The organism is Sulfurimonas sp. (genome assembly GCF_026988655.1).
Taxonomy (GTDB): Bacteria; Campylobacterota; Campylobacteria; order Campylobacterales; family Sulfurimonadaceae; genus Sulfurimonas.
This window is the reverse complement of the sequence record NZ_JALSKT010000023.1, coordinates 1-17,693: the sequence shown is the minus strand read 5'-3', so window position 1 is coordinate 17,693 and position 17,693 is coordinate 1. Positions and strand designations below refer to the sequence as shown.

18 protein-coding genes are annotated in these 17,693 nt (G+C 34.5%); 12 read left to right on the top strand and 6 right to left on the bottom strand.

Annotated elements, in window-relative coordinates; all coding sequences use genetic code 11:
- Positions 1 to 75: 75 nt before the first annotated feature.
- Positions 76 to 387, bottom strand: coding sequence for a hypothetical protein (locus MV052_RS02660; protein WP_297440718.1), 312 nt, complete (start codon positions 385 to 387; stop codon positions 76 to 78).
- A 168-nt stretch (positions 388 to 555) separates the two neighbouring features.
- Between MV052_RS02660 and MV052_RS02655 the strand changes: the two genes are divergently transcribed.
- The 12 genes from MV052_RS02655 (at position 556) to MV052_RS02600 (ending at position 13,195) form a co-directional block, all read left to right on the top strand.
- Entirely contained in the window at positions 556 to 1,107 is a 552-nt protein-coding gene (locus MV052_RS02655; RefSeq protein ID WP_297440716.1) for a DUF507 family protein, read from the top strand.
- A gap of 4 nt (positions 1,108 to 1,111) precedes the next feature.
- On the top strand, positions 1,112 to 2,251 hold the full coding sequence (carA, locus tag MV052_RS02650) for a glutamine-hydrolyzing carbamoyl-phosphate synthase small subunit (RefSeq protein WP_297440714.1): 1,140 nt from the start codon (positions 1,112 to 1,114) through the stop codon (positions 2,249 to 2,251).
- Between the two features lie 221 nt (positions 2,252 to 2,472).
- A complete protein-coding gene (gene ccoN, locus MV052_RS02645; RefSeq protein WP_297440712.1) occupies positions 2,473 to 3,969 on the top strand; it encodes a cytochrome-c oxidase, cbb3-type subunit I in 1,497 nt (498 codons plus the stop codon).
- Positions 3,970 to 3,986: 17 nt separating this feature from the next.
- Positions 3,987 to 4,679, top strand: coding sequence for a cytochrome-c oxidase, cbb3-type subunit II (ccoO, locus tag MV052_RS02640; protein ID WP_297440711.1), 693 nt, complete (start codon positions 3,987 to 3,989; stop codon positions 4,677 to 4,679).
- Between the two features lie 14 nt (positions 4,680 to 4,693).
- Positions 4,694 to 4,897 (top strand): CcoQ/FixQ family Cbb3-type cytochrome c oxidase assembly chaperone, encoded by a 204-nt coding sequence (locus MV052_RS02635; protein ID WP_297440709.1) that lies wholly within the window; start codon positions 4,694 to 4,696, stop codon positions 4,895 to 4,897.
- Positions 4,898 to 4,906: 9 nt separating this feature from the next.
- A complete protein-coding gene (locus tag MV052_RS02630; protein ID WP_297440707.1) occupies positions 4,907 to 5,848 on the top strand; it encodes a c-type cytochrome in 942 nt (313 codons plus the stop codon).
- Between the two features lies 1 nt (position 5,849).
- Positions 5,850 to 6,059, top strand: coding sequence for a DUF4006 family protein (locus tag MV052_RS02625; RefSeq protein WP_297440705.1), 210 nt, complete (start codon positions 5,850 to 5,852; stop codon positions 6,057 to 6,059).
- Positions 6,060 to 6,168: 109 nt separating this feature from the next.
- On the top strand, positions 6,169 to 6,885 hold the full coding sequence (locus tag MV052_RS02620; protein ID WP_297440703.1) for a 3-dehydroquinate dehydratase: 717 nt from the start codon (positions 6,169 to 6,171) through the stop codon (positions 6,883 to 6,885).
- On the top strand, positions 6,863 to 7,390 hold the full coding sequence (locus MV052_RS02615; protein ID WP_297440701.1) for a FixH family protein: 528 nt from the start codon (positions 6,863 to 6,865) through the stop codon (positions 7,388 to 7,390). Before MV052_RS02620 ends, MV052_RS02615 begins: the two co-directional genes overlap by 23 nt.
- A gap of 3 nt (positions 7,391 to 7,393) precedes the next feature.
- The gene (locus MV052_RS02610) at positions 7,394 to 9,742 is read left to right on the top strand and encodes a PD-(D/E)XK nuclease family protein (protein WP_297440699.1); all 2,349 of its coding nucleotides are present in this window, start codon (positions 7,394 to 7,396) and stop codon (positions 9,740 to 9,742) included.
- A complete protein-coding gene (locus MV052_RS02605) occupies positions 9,727 to 10,470 on the top strand; it encodes a hypothetical protein (RefSeq protein WP_297440697.1) in 744 nt (247 codons plus the stop codon). Before MV052_RS02610 ends, MV052_RS02605 begins: the two co-directional genes overlap by 16 nt.
- A gap of 10 nt (positions 10,471 to 10,480) precedes the next feature.
- Complete coding sequence (locus MV052_RS02600) at positions 10,481 to 13,195, top strand: RecB-like helicase (RefSeq protein WP_297440695.1); 2,715 nt, start codon at positions 10,481 to 10,483, stop codon at positions 13,193 to 13,195.
- On the opposite strand, the gene MV052_RS02595 is transcribed toward MV052_RS02600, so the two are convergent.
- The 5 genes from MV052_RS02595 to modA form a co-directional block, all read right to left on the bottom strand.
- Complete coding sequence (locus MV052_RS02595) at positions 13,192 to 14,856, bottom strand: EAL domain-containing protein (RefSeq protein ID WP_297440693.1); 1,665 nt, start codon at positions 14,854 to 14,856, stop codon at positions 13,192 to 13,194. The genes MV052_RS02600 and MV052_RS02595 overlap by 4 nt on opposite strands.
- A 114-nt stretch (positions 14,857 to 14,970) precedes the next feature.
- A complete protein-coding gene (locus MV052_RS02590; RefSeq protein ID WP_297440691.1) occupies positions 14,971 to 15,819 on the bottom strand; it encodes an ATP-binding cassette domain-containing protein in 849 nt (282 codons plus the stop codon).
- Complete coding sequence (modB, locus tag MV052_RS02585; protein WP_297440689.1) at positions 15,816 to 16,487, bottom strand: molybdate ABC transporter permease subunit; 672 nt, start codon at positions 16,485 to 16,487, stop codon at positions 15,816 to 15,818. Before modB ends, MV052_RS02590 begins: the two co-directional genes overlap by 4 nt.
- Positions 16,484 to 16,882: a TOBE domain-containing protein gene (locus MV052_RS02580; RefSeq protein ID WP_297440687.1), complete on the bottom strand. Its 399-nt coding sequence runs from the start codon at positions 16,880 to 16,882 to the stop codon at positions 16,484 to 16,486. Before MV052_RS02580 ends, modB begins: the two co-directional genes overlap by 4 nt.
- Entirely contained in the window at positions 16,879 to 17,625 is a 747-nt protein-coding gene (modA, locus tag MV052_RS02575; protein ID WP_297440685.1) for a molybdate ABC transporter substrate-binding protein, read from the bottom strand. The genes MV052_RS02580 and modA overlap by 4 nt, the downstream gene beginning before the upstream one ends.
- Positions 17,626 to 17,693 lie beyond the last annotated feature (68 nt).

Genomic DNA, 17,693 nt, shown 5'->3' with positions numbered 1-17,693 from the left:
TTCTGCAGGATTAGAAGTTACATCTCTACCATGAAAAAGAATAATATTGCTGTTCTACAGGGACTTAAAAGTGCTTTAGATGGAAAAGCTTACACTCCTGTTGGGGTTGGGTGCTGAATGGTTACAAGAATTGTTTTGAAATTTTGTAAAAAGTCCACTTGTTGCATCATTTTGTAGTAAATTATTTGTGAGCTTTGTAACATCATCGTGTAGTGTGTCATTTTGATTTTGTAATTGAGATATAGATAAAACAGCCTCGTCGGCATTGATAATAGTGTTAGTATTGCTCGTTTTTTTGGTGTTGTTGCTACAGCCTGTGAAGATTAGGTTGCTTTGAAGTGTAATAGCGCCAGCAGTACTGAGTTTTATAAACCTTCTTCGTTTCATGACGTTCCCCTTTAATAAAAGAATACTTATCCAAGTGTAAAAGTATAACATTTTATTATATATAATCAAAACCTCATAAGATAATTAGAGGTATTTCAGAGTATATAATCAAAGTTTTACCTTTATTATTGTAAAATGGCTAAATTAAATTTAATCTAGGCTAAAACTATGAAAGTATCACTAAAAACTATCCCGCACATTTCAAATAAAATTGCAATTGATTTAAACAAAAGTGGCGCGGTGAAAATGACAAAAGGGCTTGAACCAGTAGCGAATGAAGCCCATAAAGTTTTAGAAGAAAACGTAAAACAAGAAATGGCCTTAGAAGAAAAAGTAAATGAAATCTGTGACGATAACGAGGAAGAGATAGAGTTTATGCTTGCAGATGAACGTCAGCTTTTCTTTATGATTAAGAAAAAACTTGCGCCAGAATTTGGTGTGATATTAAATTATGAAGAGAGATTTTCAGATCTAGCTCATAAGATTTTAGATGAATTGTATGAAGAAGATTTAATCCATTTTGATGTTTCTGAAAATCGTATCAAAAATATCATCTACAATGCGATTACATCATTTTTAGCAGACAATTCAGAAATAGAAGATGCAGTTATGGATAAAATTCGTTCATATAAACGTAAGTTTATTCCAGGAACGGATGAGTTTGAAATATTACACGAAAAACTTTACAGAGAAGAATTAACCAAACGAGGGATGGAGTAGTAAGATGAGTAGTTCATTGAAAAAAGCTTGGATTTATTTAGAAAATGGAACTTTTTTAGAAGCAAATAGTTTTGGCGCTGATAAGACTGAAGTCGGTGAAATAGTATTTAATACCTCAATGAGTGGATATCAAGAGATAGTCTCTGATCCTTCTTACGCAGGACAATTTGTTACTTTTACTATGCCTGAAATTGGAAATGTTGGTGTAAATGCACAAGATATGGAAAGTACAAAGGCACATGCAAAAGGAATGATAGTTCGTAAATACCAAGCAAGATATTCAAGCTTTAGAGCAGAAAACTCATTGCATGATTTTTTAGTTGAAAATGAGGTTATGGGGATTTGTGATATAGATACAAGATACCTCACTAAAATGCTTCGTAGTGAAGGCTCTATGATGATGGTAGCCTCAACAAAGATAAGTGATAAAGAAGAGTTACAAAAGATACTTGAGAGTTCTCCTCGTATTGAAGATATTAACTACATAGAACAAGTGAGTACAAAAGAGGCTTATCAGCACACTTCTAACACCTATTCAACAAGAGAATTTAAATATGAAGAAGCACCAACAGCTAAAGCTAAGATAGTTGCTATAGACTTTGGTGTGAAACGCAACATATTGAATGAACTTGTCTCTGCAGGTATTGAAGTTGAAGTTATTCCAAATGATTTTATAGCAGAAGATTTGATTGAAAAGTATAATGCAAAGCTTCTTGATGGTGTATTCTTATCTAATGGACCAGGTGATCCATTAGTGTTAAAAAATGAACAAGAGCAGATAAAAAAGCTTATTGCTGCTAAAATTCCTATGTTTGGTATCTGTTTAGGACATCAACTCCTTTCCATTTCTCATGGTTATGACACTTTTAAATTAAAATTTGGTCATCATGGTGGCAACCATCCTGTTAAAAATGAAAAAACAGGTTTAGTGGAAATTACTGCACAAAATCACAACTACAATGTTCCTGATACTATTATAGAAATTGCAGAAGTAACACATAAAAATCTTTTTGATGATACAATTGAAGGATTAAAATATAATAATGAACCTATCTTCTCTGTCCAGCACCATCCTGAGGCTTCTCCAGGACCAAAAGAGAGCAGATATATCTTTTCCGAATTCCTTTCTCTTATTCAACGGTAAGTAACGTTTTTTACGTTGCTTTATCACAAAAATTACATTTCCTAAAACTTAAATACAGGTTAAATTCCAAAAGTAAACAAAAAGATAACAAATATCTAAATTATGCTGTTAATTAAGATAATTTAAACAATTCTATTGTTAATATACATCGTTGATTAGTTTGATAAGTGTGATTTGGCACTTATGAGACTTAATTGCTTTGAATCTTAAGGAGGCTATATATGGAGAATCGTCCATTAGAGTACGACTACACGGTTGCAAAGATGTTCATGCTTACAACGATTGTTTTAGGAATCGTTGGTATGACTATCGGTGTATTTATTGCATTTGAACTTGCTTTTCCAGGATTGAATACAATCCTAGGAAGCGGGCTTGCAGAATACACAAACTTCAGTCGTCTTCGTCCATTGCACACTGACTCAGTTGCATTTGGTTTTACAGTAAGTGGTATTTTTGCTACTTGGTTTTATGTTGGTCAAAGGGTACTAAAAGTATCTATGGCTGAATCTAAATTTTTGATGTTTGTAGGTAAACTACAATTTTGGTTATATGTCATTGGTGTTGCAGCAGCTGTTGTTACACTTTTTATGGGATACACTACGTCAAAAGAATATGCTGAATTCGAATGGCCTATTGATATCGCAATTGTTATTGTATGGGTATTATGGGGTGTTAGTATCTTCGGTTTAATTGGTATCCGTCGTGAGAAGTCATTGTACATCTCTATTTGGTATTATATTGCTACATTCTTAGGTGTTGCTATGCTTTACCTATTTAACAATATGGAAGTACCTACAATGTTAGCAACTTCACCTGCAGGTGAAACAAACATTGGTGATTGGTTACACTCTATATCTATGTATGCTGGTACAAATGATGCACTAGTACAATGGTGGTACGGACATAATGCAGTTGCATTCGTATTTACTGTGCCTATTGTTGCTATGATTTACTACTTTTTACCAAAAGAGTCTGGTCAAGCTATTTATTCATATAAATTATCTTTACTTTCTTTCTGGGGTTTAATGTTTGTATATCTTTGGGCAGGTGGACATCACCTTCTTTTCTCAACTGTTCCTGACTGGATGCAAACGATGGGTTCTGTATTCTCAGTAGTCCTAATCTTGCCTTCATGGGGTTCAGCGATCAATATGCTTCTAACAATGAAAGGTGAGTGGCAACAAGTTGCAGCATCTCCATTGATTAAGTTTATGATACTTGCTTCAACGTTCTATATGTTCTCAACATTAGAAGGTCCTATTCAAGCTATCAAATCTGTTAATGCTATTGCTCACTTTACTGACTGGATTGTTGGTCACGTTCATGATGGTACTCTTGGTTGGGTTGGATTTATGATCATTGCTGCACTTTATCATATGGCTCCACGTGTATTTAAACGTGAGTTATATTCTAAGTCTTTAATGGCTGCTCAATTCTGGATTCAAACATTAGGTATTGTTTTATACTTTACTTCTATGTGGATTGCAGGTATTACTCAAGGTATGATGTGGCGTGCTCACGATGAATTTGGTAACTTAGCTTACTCTTTCATTGATACAGTTGACGTTTTACACCCATACTATGCTCTTCGTGGTACAGGTGGATTATTATATCTAGTTGGTTTCTTTATGTTTGCTTACAACATCTACAAAACTATGACTGCTGGTCGTAGAGTTGAAGAGTCTGAGCTTCAAAATGCATCGCCTATGGGCGCTTAACAGAAAGGATTTAAATTATGTTTCATTGGTTAGAAAAACATCCGTTCTTTTTTGCGGTAGGTGTGTTCGTTGTTATTGCTTTTGCAGGTTTGATTGAAATAGTTCCAAACTTTGCACAAGCATCTCGTCCTGTAATCGGTACGACTCCTTACTCTACTTTAGAGATTGCGGGTCGTCAAGCTTATATTAAAAACAGTTGTAACGCTTGTCATTCACAACTTATTCGTCCATTTAAATCAGAAACTGACCGTTATGGTCACTACTCTTTAAGTGGAGAGTATGCATATGATCGTCCATTTCTTTGGGGTTCAAAAAGAACTGGTCCAGACTTGCATAGAGTTGGTAACTATAGAACTACAGAGTGGCATGAAAATCACATGAAAGACCCTCAAGCAATCGTACCTACATCGATTATGCCAGGGTATCCATGGATGTTCACTACAAATGCAGATATAGATACTGCTTATGCAGAACAATTAACTGCAGCACAGTTCTTTGGCGTACCATATAACAAACCAGTTCCTATGAAAGATGGGTCAACTACTGTTGTTAAACTTGGAAACTCTATTGCTGAAGCACATGCTATGGCGTTAGAAGAAGCAAAAGCTGTAGTAGCTAACATGAAAGATCAAGATGTAAAAGATGCAGTAGCGCGTGGTGAAATACCTGAAATCGTTGCTTTAATTGCATACTTAAATCGTCTCAAATAACATAAGGTGTTATAGTGAACTTTAATGAATTCGCAGCATATGCTTATTTTTTCTTGATAATGTTTTTAGTTATAGGAACGTATTCTTATATCTATCACTTGTATAAGAATAGAAAGGATGTGACTGGAGTTGATTATGAGGACTATAGTAATATGGCACTTAAAGATGACATAGATGATGCTCCGGTAAAGTCTATGTCAGACGATAAAGAAAAATAGGAGAGATATATGAATAAGCTTTATCTTTGGGGAATTATCATAGCTATTGCGATGTTGGGTGCAACATATGTAACAGTAGGATACCAAAAAGGTGGTCTTAATGGTGATATCGTGAATATGCTTGCGGTTGCAGGTGCAGTTGCACTCGTAATCATTACAATATTTGTTGTAATCAAGTATGTTCGTCAAATGCAAGTTGACCAAGCGAGTGGTGAACTCGCAGATGAATCATGGGACAATATAGGTGAATATAAAAATGAGTTGCCAATGGGGTGGGCTCTTATGTTCTTGGGTACAATGGTTTGGGGAATGTGGTACTTTTTAGCTGGTTATCCAGTAAATGCGTACTCTCAAATCGGTGAGTATAATGAAGATGTTGCAGCACATGACGCAAAATTTGAAAAAGAGTATGCTTCTATTACAGGAAGTAGACTAGTTGAGATGGGTGAGTCAGTATATTTAGTTGAATGTGTTGCTTGTCATGGTCTTAATGCTGATGGTAACAATGAAGTTGATGCAGCAGATTTGAATGCAAGAGTATCAGAAAAAACAGTTAAGTATGTTGTTAATCATGGTTCCAACAACAAACTTTTAGGAACAGAGATGCCAATGCCAGATCGTAATGGTCTGTTTAATGCAGAAACTGGTGCACTTATCACTGATAAAGAGATTGATGAAGTTGCTGCCTTTGTTGCTGGTGGCTTAAAAGATACAAATAGTGCTGGTGCTAAAGTATTTGCAGGTGTTTGTTCTTCATGTCATGGTCCTGATGGTAAAGGTATGGAGTATGTTGCTCCTGATATTGCTACTTGGAGTCAACCATTGATCGTTAATGTATTAAACAACGGTAAAGTTGGAACTATTGGTAAAATGCCTGCTATGGATAGACTGAACTCTAAACAAAAAGAAGCTGTTGCAGCATATGTAATTAGCTTAACACAAGGAGAATAACATGAACGAAAATAGAAGTGTTTTTGCTCTCGATGGTGTTGTAGGAATGTTGATTGCAACTGGATTGCTTCTTAGTATTTTAGCGTATTTAACTATTAATGCTATGGCTGTTCAAGATGCAAATTCTGAAAACTTTTATAAGATAAAAGATGAAAAATCAATCAAAATGTTTAGTACTGAAAATGCTAAACATGTTGTAGATGTAAAGTAAGGAGTTATAAATGATTAAAATATTATCATGGGGTCTAGTAATAATGGCCGCTTTTACACTTTATGCTGTTATAACACCAAATCATCTTTACGTTGGATAGGAAGTTTTATTGAAAATTTCTCATAGAGGGCTTTATGCCCTCATCCTCACAATCATATTTCAAACACAATTATTTGCAGAATATTTATATAAAGATGAAGTTATTCATAATAGTAAATTTACTGAAGAAGTAGAAGCACTAGGAAGTGAACTTTATGCTAAAACGGGAATTGCACTTAGGCTTGTAATGCTAAGGGAAATACCTAATGATAAAGATATACTCACATATGAAAAAGAACTTTTGAAAAATTTTCATGAGCCTACAATTTTACTTACATTTTCAGAGATGAATAAACAAGTAGATATATTGGCAAACGATGACTCTTTATATAAATATTTTAATAAAAAACAAGTCCTAAGCCCGGTTACATCAAATGTACAAGCTTTTTTGATGGGAATCATGTATGCAAAAAGCTGGGATGATTTTAAAGAAATAATGTCAAATACTGGTGGTACTATATTGCCATTATTGGGTGGTAAGGCAAAAAAAGGTGAAGTGCTTGGTAAGTATTCAGCTTCACTATTTAATGGCTACCTTGATATAGCACAGCAAATTGCAAAAAGCAAAAACATAACATTAGAACATGGTTTTGGTGACTCAAATCAAACTACACTACTTATTATTAAGTTGTTGTTTTATACGGGAATTCTATATGCTATAATTATGTATATAAGAAGAATTATTTATAAAAGAAGGCACAAAGATGAGTATTTTAAAGAGTGGTAAACTTTGGCCATATGCAATTGGCTTAGCAATCACAGGAGTGTTTGCTTTGGGTGTATGGACGATTATAGAAACAGGTAAAGCGGATATACAAGTTAGCGATGATTATATGACTAATTATCAAAATGCAGATGAAAATGCAAATAAATTAATAGAATCTAGAATATCTTTTGACAAAGATTATAGATTGAAATATGTAACAAAGAAAATTGAAGAAGATGGTTGTGATGTGAAGTATTTACTCACAACAAAAGATGGAAAAGTGGTCGAAGGTGCTAAGATGATATTAGAAGTAAGTCGTCCAGAAGTCAATACCTTTACGAAAACTTTCAATAGTCCAAAACTAGAAAATGGTCTTTATGTATTTTCAGATATTAAATTTCCAAAAACAGGTGTTTGGAATTTATTACTAAAAGTTGATGTTAAGGATAAAAGTAGATTTTATCCTATTAAAGTAGATACACGTATTACAAATGATAGAAGTATTCAAGAAGCTTCAGAGTACTAAACTATGGATAACGCAACCATAGTTCTTCCCTCAGCTCGTGCAATTCGTCACGAGCAACTCTCACTTACTGATAATGGAACTATTTTTCTTCCTACTTATATGACAATGAGTGACTTTATAACAAAGTTATGTATTGTCAAAGATTACAAATACATAGATGAGGATAGCCGTACACTTTTACTTCTTGAAGCTTCAGATTTTAAAGCTTTTGAAGCTTTGCAGATAGAAAGAAACTTTTTTACATTTACTAAAAATAGTTCTTATATCTTTAAATTTTATGAAGAGTTGAGCGCTGAGTTATATGATATAGCTAATCTACATCAAGCTGATGTGTATGCTGAATATGATGAACATATTACTATACTTCAAGAACTCTATAAAAGATATGAACAGCTATGTAGGGAGAAAAAGTTATTAGATAAAATATTTTTACCTAATTTATACGAATTTAATGAAGCATTTGCAAAAAATCATCATACTATAGAACTCCATCTTGATGGACATCTTACAAACTTTGAACTTGAACTTTTAGAGAAAGTTACTGCGTTTAGCAAGCTTACAATCATTTTTAGTACAACAAGATTCAATCAAAAAATGCAAGACAAATTTACTGCACTTGGCTTTGAGCTAGAGATAGGATATGTTTATCGTTTAGATTTTAATGCAAAAACTGTGCTATGCAAAGATAAACTCAAAAAAGATGCAAAAATAAGCTGCGAGAGTTTTAGCGAGACTTTACTGCAAGTCGCTTTTATTAAGCAAAAAATAGCTGCATTTGTCAAAGAAGGGTATCAGGCTCAAAATATTGCAGTCATACTTCCAAATGAAACAATAGCCACAACGATAAAGAGTTTTGATGAAAAATGTAACCTAAACTTTGCAATGGGTGAATCCTTTAAATCAAGCCAGTTATATACTAAGCTCAATGCAACACTCAAAGCGATAGATCAAGACTCTAAAGAAAATGAAGCGAGAGTAAACCGTGTGGGAGAAGAACTTTTTATATTGCTTTATGGAATTTACTACAAAAATGCTTCAGAGATAGATTTTATAGCTAAAATGCAAGAGTGTATAAGCTACTTTAGTAATAAGCAAGAAAAGAAAATATTTGACGAGGAGCTTTTTAAGTTTGAGAGACTCCTTCCCTTTATGAAAGAGATGAGTGTCAAATCACTTTTAAATGTATTTCTGCAACGGTTAACTGCGCGAACTATAGATGATGTTCGAGGTGGAAAAGTGACTGTTATGGGTGTACTTGAGACGAGAAGTATTCATTTTGATGCTGTAATTATTATTGATTTTGATGATAATAATGTACCTAAACGCAGTGATAAAGATATGTTTTTAAATACAAAAATACGAGAGATTGCTTCACTTCCTACCATGAGTGACAGGGAAAATTTGCAAAAGCATTATTATGAAATGTTGATGAACAACGCAAAAGCAGTAGCTATTTCTTATGTAAATTCATCACAGAGCAAAGAGTCAAGATTTTTAAAACAACTTGGTATAACAGAGCATAATATTCATAATGAACTAGATTTTGCTGAGTTACTCTTTGAAACTTCTACTATACAAGCATTAGAGGAAAAAGAAATACTCCAAGAGTATAGTTTTAAAAACCTAGAGCTATCAGCCACAAGACTCAAAACCTTTTTAACTTGTAAGCGTAAATATTATTATAAATATGTGCAAAACATTAAAAATCACGAGATACCAAAAGATATGCCACAAGAGTATGAGATAGGAAATGTTGTTCACAATGCTTTAAAATCTGTGTATGAAAAGAAAAATACATATGACGATGTAAATGAGTTGAAACGAGATATAGATAATGCTTTAGATGAGCAGTGCGGGGAGAGTGAGTTAGATAAGTACCTTGTAGCGATGCAAAAAAAACGTCTTGATGCTTTTGCACACAATGAGATACAAAGGTTCAAGCAAGGCTGGAGAGTCGTAGCAACAGAAGAATATTTTAAAACACCATTTTGTGGGATAACGATAGCTGGACAAATTGATAGAATTGATAAAAAAGAAAATCTAGTAGAAGTTTTGGATTATAAAACAGGTTCTTATACACTCAATACGAAAAACAATTTTATGGATGCGACAGATTTTCAGTTAGAGTTTTATTATCTTTTAGCGGCTGGATTAGGAAATGTTGAGCAGTGTGCTTTTTATGATTTAAAAGAGTCAAAAATAGTTCCTGAAAGTTTTTTAGGTGAAAAAATTGAAATACTGCAGTCACATATAAAAGATTTACTCAATATAGAAGCTGTGAATTTTGAGAAGTGTGAAGATAGTAAACCTTGCATATACTGCGAATATGCGACAATATGCGGGAGAGATTAAGAGCTATGCGTATGAAAGTTCTCTTTGTCTTACTCTTTGTTATAACTAATCTTTACGCCTTTGAATATGTTCGAGAGTATGAGGGTTCGATTACTTTGTTTGGTAAAGTGGGAAGTGGAGTCCTTAAAGAGACGCAAAAGGATGGAAACTATACGATTGATTTTATCTCAAAACCTACTAAAAGTATTGAAACTTTAAGTGGCTACAAAAGCGTAGAATATATAAGCAAAGGGAGGATTCTTTCAAATGGTGCATTCAGACCAGATACCTTTACTGAGCTTCATATCAAGAGAAAAGAGACAAAAAAAGTTGTATATATTTATCACCATGATAATAAAAGCATTACGAAAAAGACACACAGTGAGAAAAAAATCTCAAAGTTTAGTTTTGTGAATTTTGTTACTGGGCAAAAAAAGTATAAACTTAAACGCAAAGATTCAAGTAAAGAAATTGCATACGCAGCGGATGATTACCTGACTTTAGTGCGTAATGCAAGATTATATAAGTTAGGTAAGATTAAATTTCTTGGACAGAAAAAAACTAGTTCTTTAAAATTAACATATGCCAAAGATAATCTTTTTCGATTTGAGACAAAAACAAAAGATAGTCACTACTCTGTAGAGATGCAAACAGATGAGTATGGACTAAAGAGCGCAAATACTTACAAAAGTTTTAAGTTTGGAAAGGCTTATATTAAAACGATAAAAACGACTGTAAAAGTTCACTAAAAGGTTCTGAATGTTTATAGATAATCTAGCTTATGAAGCAAGTGCAGGAAGTGGAAAGACTTTTATGCTTGTAGTACGGTATCTCTCTCTTTTGTTTAAAGGTGCAGAGCCATCGAAAATTTTAGCGCTAACATTTACAAATAAAGCCGCTTCTGAGATGAGTGAACGGATTGTAGAGACTCTTGAAATGCTCCAAACACGTGGGGAACTTGCAGAAATTGCTAAAGAGTGTGGGGTGAGCGAAGGTGAGATACTCTCTCAACGCTCTAAGGTACTTGCAGAGTTTTTAAATGCAAATACAAAAATTATGACCATAGATAGTTTTTTTACGCAGATTTTACGTAAGTTTTCTCTCTATGCCTCTTTGATGCCTGACTTTTCTACTGCAAATTCACAGCATGAGATAAAACTTATGTCACGATTTTTAAAAGAAGTAAGCGTAGCCAATAAACGCAGTACACTTATAAATCTCTCGTTAGAGTCAAACAAACGCGTAAGCGATATTTTTCAACTTTTAGATACTTTTTATCTTAAAAAAGAAGAGCTTGTACATCTAAGCTTTTCTCAAATAAATACAAAAGAGATAGAAGCCAATGCGATGCAAAGCCTTAAAGGTTTGCAAAGTATCATCGCAAACTGTAAAGCTGCATCTGCAACACTAAAAAAAGCTGTGCAAGTAGAAAATTTTGAAGCCTTAAAAGCAAAAACTTGGGTTTATAAGGAGTCGCTTGATTACTGGGTCTTTAAAAAATGCTTCACCCCTGAGATGGATGGCTATCTTTTTAATATTCAAAACGCAGTAAAACTCCATGCAAAAGCAAAAGAGCAAAACTTTTTTTATGCCTTGAGTGAACTTGTAGACATCTATAAAAGAGCGAAAAAAGCACTCTATATGGATGACAGTGAGCTAAGCTTTTCTGATGTGACACTGCTTGTGTATGAAATACTCAACCGTTTAAACGATAGTGAATTTCTCTACTTTAGACTTGATGCTACGATGGAGCATATGCTTTTAGATGAGTTTCAAGATACGAGTATACTACAGTATGAGATTTTAAAACCTCTTATCCAAGAGATAACTTCAGGGCAGGGTGTTTTTGATGCAGGAAGTTTTTTCTTTGTTGGAGATGTCAAGCAGTCCATCTATCGTTTTCGTGGTGGCGTTTCCGCACTTTTTGGCGAAGTAGTCAAAGAGAACAACACGCAAGTGAAAAAACTTTTAACAAATTATCGTTCACAAAAAGAGGTTATAGAGTTTGTAAATAGAACGTTTTTAAGTAAAATGGAGGCATATTCCTCACAACTAGTACGAAGTGAAGCACAAGGTGGTTATGTTCAAATTATTACAAATGATACGCTTTTAGAAGAGGTGATAGAGCAAGTAAAAAGATTTATCTCTTTGGGCGCAGATGTGAATGAAGTAGCCATTTTATGTGCTACAAATGGTGACGGACAAGAGATCAAAAACAGACTCGAAGAGGACAACATAGATGTTGTTACTGAGACAACGACAAAGCTTATAAACCAAAAAACAGTCAAGGCTATCTTAGAATACCTCAAATATCTTTACTTTCAAGAAGATATCTACAGATATAACTTTTTTGCACTTATAGAGCAAGAACCAAAAGCAATACGCTATGTGGATTTAAATACTGTAAAACTTTTGGATCTTGTCAAGAAGTGTATACATGAGTATCAGATTTTTCAAGAAGATTTTCATCTTATTCGTTTTTTGAGCGTTTTGCCAAATTATGCAGATATTGAAGCATTGCTTTTTGAGTATGAAAGACTCGATACTACGGCAGCTTCATCAGATATTAGCGGTGTGCGTGTCTTAACTGTTCACAAATCAAAAGGTTTGGAGTATAAGCATGTTATCGTCATTGATAGACTTAAAAAAGCTCCACCGGCAAGAGATACCATCATCTATAATTATAACGGTATAAAACTGCAAAATATTTACCTAAGAACAAAAAATAGAGAACTCATAGACCATGATTATGCCTATGCCTTAGAAAAAGAAGCACAACTCTCTAAAGAAGATACACTCAACGCTCTTTATGTTGCTTTTACACGAGCAAGGGATCATCTTATCGTCATTCAAAAGTCAAAAGATTCTGCCTTTGAATTGTTAGATTTGAGCGAGGGTGAGTATGGTGAGCTTAGATCTTTTGATGAACATAAAATACAAATGAAGCAATATCAAAAATTAGAATTTGAAGATATCTACTATGGAACGCAAAGTGACTTGCTCTCAATGGAAAATGAAGTAGAAGATAATTTGCAAGCGATTAATTTTGGTATAGCGATGCATTATATGTTGGAGATGATGAGTGAATTTACGCTAAACGCAGTAGAGAATGCAAAAGATATGATGCTCAATAAATACGGCTTTTTACTTGATGATGCAGAGGTAGTAGATCTTGTTCATAGAGTGAAAATGCTTGTAGAAGATGAAGAATTTCTTGATTTGATAGAAGGGAAGCATTATAAAGAAAAAGCGATTAAAGATAAAAGTAAGCTACGTTATCTTGATCTACTTGTAGAAAAAGCGGATGATTCTTTTCATGTTATAGACTATAAAAGTGCAAAATCCTTTGAAGATAAGTACCACAAGCAACTAACTACTTACATGCACAGTGCGAAAAAGGCAACGCAAAAGCAAACGCGAGGTTTTTTAGTCTATCTTCTGCCTGATGGAGTGCAGATAAAAGAGGTACTTTAAACTTTAAAAAGTTCTGGTGCTGGTGCTGCTATATGATAGCCTTGTGCATACTCAACTCCTAAGGCTTCTACATAAGCATAGACCTTATCAGAGCAAACGTACTCAGCGATAACAGGTATGTTTGCTTGATGTGCAAAGTTGAGAATTGTTTTGGTAATGATTTGTGCATTTTTATCTTCTGGTATATTTTTGATAAACTCTCCATCGATTTTTATATAGTCAATTTTAAGATTATGGAGTTGTGCAAAGTTAGAACAGCGTGTTCCAAAATCATCAATGGCAATCAAAAAGCCATCATCATGGAGTCCATTGATGAGGTCTTGAATCTTTTTATCATGAGATATGCTGGTATCTTCTAGTATTTCAAGTGTAATATGGCTAGGAGAGATGTTGTATTTGCTCACTGTTGCATGGATAAACTTTGTAAGTGCTGGTATTTTCAGGTCATATTCACTTAAGTTGAGAGAAAAATGCGCATTTGTTTCTTGAACTTTTTGACATACGGTTTCAAACATAAACTTGAAAATATCAAAAATTTGTCCACTGTAAAGTGCCGCACCTAAAAACTCAAATGGAGAATAAATTTTACCTTCACATTCAAGTCTTACAAGCGCTTCATATTTTTGTATTTTTTTTGTTTGTATATCTTGGATAGGTTGAAAATAGGCATGAACTCTTTTTTCTTTAAAAGCATCTCTTAATTTTTTTGACCACATAGAGTTAGCTTGTATGGTTTTGATGATATGCAGGTCTTCACTATATTGATAGAGTCTATTTTTCCCATAGTATCTTGCCTCTTTGAGAGCAAGCTCCGCTTTTTGTATGATGTTTCCCGTATCTTTGAGCACTACACCAAGCGTGGCTGTTAGATATAAAGAGTTCTCTTTGACTTTAAAAGGATGCTGGGCAATCTCTTCTTTTATATCCTTGACACAATCTTCAATGTCTCGTTCGGCTTCCTCATAACAAAGCAGTGCAAAAGTATTTGCCTGTAGATGAAAAACATCCATTCTTGGAGTATATTTTTTTATCAAAAACTTAGCAAAGACTTGTAAAAGTTTATCTCCAAAAGTAAAACCGTAGTTTTCATTAAAAACCCCAAAGTCATCTATATCTACAACAACAAGACTTTTTGTTCCAGGAATATCAAGCTTTTGTGAGAGTGCAACTCTATTTGGAACTCCTGTGATTTCATTTGTGGTAAGTTTATACAAGATTTTCTTTTTACTGTCATAAATTTCTCTAAATTGACTGTATTGTTTGAGGGCTGTACGAACGATAGTAAAAAGTTTTTTTGTTTGAATATCATCTCTATGAACATAGTCATTGATATCATAATGTTCTATGATATCTTCCTCTGGCATAGCCTCTACTTCACTCGCAACCAAGATAAGACGAGTCTCTTCATCTTGTAACTCTTCACGTACATCACGTACGACTTGAAAGCCTGTATCTCCATTTTTCATGGAAATATCTATGAAAGCTATGACAATATCAGGGTGTTTGATAAGCAGTTCTTTTGCCTCTTGCGTTGTACGAGCATGAAAAAGCTTGGTTGGACGTGCAAAAATATTTTTGCCCTTTATCTGTGCTTCAATCGTGTTATGTAAAGAAGTGTCATTGTCAACAAGTAATATTTTCCAAAGTTTCATAGCTATCATATACTCTCTTTTGTGTAGTGCGGATTAAAATATTATATTTGATTATATATAAATATATACTGAATTATTAGAGATATATTTAGAACATGGGACTAGGTTGTTTTAAGATGCTTGTTAGTTTATTATGGGGTGAAAGGCTTTTGTACTAACATTTACTCTGTCGCCTACTTGAAGGTTTTTGACTTCATCTTGTGAGATAACAATTTCTACAAGTTGTTGTCCTATGGCTACTATAGCTATGAAAATTACATCTACTTTTTTTATCTCTAAGAGTTCACCTTCAAAAGAGAATTTTTGACTCCCTTTTGTTTTTAAAAGCACCTTTTTTGGAGAGCCATCATTGATGATTTTTCCATTTTCTAAGATGATGACACGGTTTGCCAAACGGTACATCTCACTTGGATCATGTGAGACCATAATAGTCGTCGTTTGAAACTCTTTGTGTAGAGTCAAAATCTCACTTTGCAATTTTGTTCGCATAGTAGAATCAAGTGCAGAAAGCGGTTCATCTAAGAGTAGTATCTTTGGTCGTTTCATCAATGCTCGTGCAATGGAGACTCTTTGTTTTTGCCCACCGCTTAATCTGCTTGGATATCTCTCTTTAAGCTCTGTGAGTTCTGTGATGTTGAGTAATTTTTCTGCTAATTTTTTGTCATTTGCAACAAAAAGAAGATTTTTTTCTATTGTCATATTGTCAAAAAGGGCATAGTCTTGAAAAGCAAAGCCAATGGATCTTTTTTGTACAGCAAGATTTGTGTTTTTATCTTGCCAGATTGTATCGCCTACGCTGATGACTGCGTTTGACTCTTCAAGTCCTGCTAATATGCGTAATAGGGTTGTTTTTCCACTTCCACTTTTTCCGCTGAGGGCAACAAAATCACCCTCTTTGATGTCGAATACAACATCAAGATTCATATCTCCATTAGCGCCATGAAGTGTTTTGTTGATTTTGATGTTTATCATAACCCAAACCTTCTGTTTTGTCGCGCATTAAAGAGGTAAACACTCAAAAGTACAACAAAGGAGATAGCAATCATCAAAGCACTATAAATGTGTGCTGCAGTGTAGTCCATAGTCTCAACCATCTCATAGATAGCAACAGAAGCGACTTTAGTTTCTCCTGGAATACTCCCACCGACCATGAGAACAACACCAAATTCTCCTACGGTATGGGCAAAAGTCACGATGATGGCGGTCATGACTGCAGGTTTCATATTTGGTAGGGCGACAGCAAAGATGGTTTGGAGTTTACTTTTTCCTGCGATATAGCTTGCTTCAAGCATATTTTTGTTGATAGATTCAAAGCCATTTTGTAAAGGTTGCACCATAAAAGGCAAAGAGTAAAAACACGAAGCCACAACAAGACCGGTAAATGAAAACACAAGTTTGACACCAAAAGTATCTTCAAAAAAAGCTCCAATAGGGGAGTTGTAAGAGAGTGCCCAAAGGGTATAAAAACCTAAAACAGAGGGGGGAAGCACTATGGGTAGAGCAGTAATGGCTTCCAAAAAAGGCTTTGCGCGTGACTTTGTTTGCGAGAGATACCATGCTAAAGGTAAAGAGATACAAAAAAGTATAAACGCAGTGAGTGCTGCAAGTTTAAAAGAGAGTATAAACGGGTCAAAGTTCATGAAATGACCTTGGCTATAGACAAGTCAGAGGCTTTGATGAGCGCTGTGACTTCATCACCTACAGCTAAACGCAGTCTTGAAGCAGAATCAGCTGTGATGATGGACTCGAGTGTAAATGTAGTAAATTGTAGTTGTATAGAACAAAGAAGCTCTCCAAGTTCTAATGAAAGAATTACTGCGTTTAGCTGGTTGGCATAACTGAGTTCTCCACTAAAGTTTTTCGCTATGGCAATGCTTGTTGGTTTGCAGGTGAGTTGTACTACTGTTTTATCGTGTATATTCTCTTGCAAATCAAGGCTCATCATCTTTAAGCTTGTGTTTGCACAGTGAAATGTGACGATTTTGAGACCTTGTGTCCCTTGTATCTTTGTTACTTTGGCTTGAAGTTGGTTCATGGAAGTGTATATCCATAGCGTTGAAATATTTTTTGGGCTTGCGTGCTTGATATAAAATCATAAAAAGCTTTTGCTGCTGTATTGGTTTTGGCTCGCTTGAGGATAATGATACCCTGTTTTATAGGAGTGTAGAGTTTTGTATCTAGGGCTATCCAGTTTTTGTTTTCTTTGTAAGCTTGCATCTTATCTGAGTAAAGAGCAGATTTTGCGATGAAGCCTAAATCGGCTGCTGTTACACTAAAAGCAACCGTTTGTGCAATAGACTCACCGTAAATAAATTTACTTTTTACTGCTTCATAAAGTTTTGCATTTTGAAGTGCTTGAACGCTTGCCTTTCCATAAGGTGCCGTTTTTGGGTTGGCAATGGCGATACGGTGAATATCTTTATTTTTTACAATGTTGATACCCTGTGAAAAATCTCGAACTTTTGCACTAAAAAGTGCTAAGGCACCTTGTGCGTATACCCTTGGCTTGCTTGCCCCTTGACCAGTTTTATACAAAGATTGTGGGTATTTCATATTTGCGGACATAAGTATATCGTAGGGTGCACCACGATTTATCTGTGCGGTGAGCTTTCCACTTCCGCCGAGTGTTATTTGTACTTTTGTGCTTGGATGCGTCTTGTTAAACGCAGTTACAAGGTCGTTTATTGCATAGCCTACATTTGCTGCTACAGCGATGTTGAGCTTCTCTGCAAAAAGGTTTGTCATAATAAATAAAAGTAAAAACACTGTTTTTTTCATTTTCATAGTCCCATAAGAAAAAAGTCTCATGTAGTATAATAAAAATATACTTTACAATTGATAACTGA